The 2,224-nt window shown below is 58.7% G+C and carries 3 protein-coding genes; all 3 read left to right on the top strand.

All coding sequences use genetic code 11. The annotated features are described in order from the left end of the window. Window positions 1–390 (top strand): hypothetical protein (locus tag NW838_RS14220; protein ID WP_414428259.1); only part of this gene is annotated, 390 nt, incomplete at its 5' end. 66 nt (window positions 391–456) lie between these two features. Further along, window positions 457–879, top strand: coding sequence for an archease (locus NW838_RS14215; protein WP_414331239.1), 423 nt, complete (start codon window positions 457–459; stop codon window positions 877–879). Between the two features lie 76 nt (window positions 880–955). Next, on the top strand, window positions 956–2,224 hold a 1,269-nt coding region (locus NW838_RS14210), incomplete at its 3' end, for an RtcB family protein (protein ID WP_414428258.1).

Genomic DNA, 2,224 nt, shown 5'->3' with positions numbered 1-2,224 from the left:
GAGCGCGTTAACCGGGACCGCGACACCCTTAGGTTTCGGATTGACCTTTCGGAGCTCCAAGGTCTGGACGGGCAAAACCAGGATATCCAGGTGGCTTTGCTCACTGCCCGCGCCCCTTTTCGCGTGGCTCCTGAAGAGACCAATCTAGCCATTGATGCCACCCGCGACGAACTGCCCAACTACTATCGCCTTAGTCTCTCCAACCAGCGGCAGGTGGTTGTCGACGATCCCCAGCGCCAAGAGACCATGCGCCGCAGCCGTGAGTTACTCCAGCAAAGTGGATCTGGAAGCGGCCTCACCCGCGAGCTCATTGAGGGAGGAGCCCTGGAGATTTTGGCTGCCAACATCCTCACCTTTGAGCTACGCCTTCTTTCCTCTTCCAGTTTCTAGAGAGAAACCTTAATCTATCCAGGTGGCCTCTGGCTTTGGCCTGAGAATGAGAGCAGGGGGACTGCCGTGGTGCAGGCAAGATGGGAGCACTTTGAACACATGGCTGACATTGGTGTCCGCGGCTATGGGGCAACGCCGGAGGAAGCCTTTGCCCAGGCAGCTTTGGCCCTGACTGCGGTGGTCACTAGCGTGGATGAAGTAGCTCCCAGAGAACACCTAGAGATCGAGCTAGGAAATGCAGGCGATCTGGAACTGTTGTTGGTGGATTTCCTGAACGCAGTGATCTACGAGATGGCCGTCAGAGGCATGCTCTTTGGAAAAGTCGAAGTGCACCTGGCAAAAGAGCATCTCAAGGCCAGCCTGTGGGGGGAAAGAGTTGACCATGCCAAGCACCGACCGGCGGTAGAAGTTAAGGGGGCAACTTACACGGAACTCAAGGTAGCCCGAGAGGGTGAGCTTTGGGTGGCCCAGTGCGTGGTGGACGTGTAAGGGGAGGCAACCTATGGATATCAAGAAACTTGAGCGTGTGGATGAGACAGTCTGGCGCATTCCTCCAAAAGGCAGAATGCGTGTCCCGGTCTTGATCTTTGCCGACGAGGAGTTAATCCGGGAAATGGACGACAAAGTGGCCGAGCAGGCCAGCAACGTGACCACCTTGCCAGGGATCGTTGGAGCCTGCTACGTGATGCCAGACGCCCACTGGGGCTATGGCTTTCCCATCGGTGGGGTGGCGGCCTTTGATGCGGAAGCAGGGGGGGTGATTTCCGCCGGCGGCGTGGGATTTGACATCTCCTGCGGCGTGAGAACCTTGCGAACCGGGCTAAAGCGCGAGGAAGTGGAGGAGATGGCAGAGCCCCTAGCCAATGCCCTGTACGCGAGCGTACCGGTAGGGCTCGGCAGCCGCAGCAAGATCTCCTTGAGCGACAAAGAGATGGAAGCTATGCTCGAAGGCGGAGCAGAATGGGCTGTTGCTCAGGGCTACGGCAAGAAAGAGGATCTGGAGCGCATCGAAGAACATGGCCGCATGCGCGGAGCAATGCCGAGCGAAGTCTCCGCCTACGCCCGTGAGCGCCAGCGGCGCGAGATGGGAACCCTCGGTTCGGGTAACCACTACCTCGAAGTCCAAGTTGTTGACGAGATCTACGATCCCGAGATTGCCAAAGGCTTTGGCCTTAAGTCGGGGGAAGTGGGGATTACTATCCACTGCGGCTCCCGTGGCTTGGGTCACCAGATCGGCACTGAGTACTTGAAGAAGATGCAACAGGCGGCTAAAGAACACGGCATAGAGCTACCTGATCGCGAGCTGGCCTGTGCGCCCTTGAAGTCCAAAGTGGGGCAAAGCTACCTGGGAGCAATGCGGGCGGCAACCAACTGCGCTTTGGCTAACCGCCAGATCATCACCTACTGGGTGCGCGAGGTGTTCGCTGAGCTTTTCCCCAAAGCTGAACTCGACCTTATTTACGACGTCTCCCACAACACCTGTAAGGAGGAAACCCACGAGATAGAGGGGAAAAAGCGCCGCCTGTTCGTTCACCGCAAAGGGGCAACGCGCGCTTTTGGGCCTGGCCACCCAGAGCTTCCTCAAGCTTTTCGCTCTATCGGTCAGCCCGTCATCATCGGTGGCTCCATGGGCACGGCTTCCTACATTCTGGTCGGCACCGCGCAAGGGGAGGCCCTTTCCCTCTCCTCAGCCTGCCACGGCGCTGGGAGGGCGATGAGTCGCAACCAGGCCCTCAAAGCCTGGACAGGGCAGGAGATTATCGAACAACTGAGACGGCGCGGCGTCATCGTGCGCAGTCCCTCTTTGCGGGGGGTAGCTGAAGAAGCGCCCCAG

The organism is Synechococcus sp. R55.2 (genome assembly GCF_047462075.1).
Lineage (GTDB): Bacteria > Cyanobacteriota > Cyanobacteriia > Thermostichales > Thermostichaceae > Thermostichus.
This window is presented reverse-complemented; position numbering and strand designations above follow the sequence as displayed.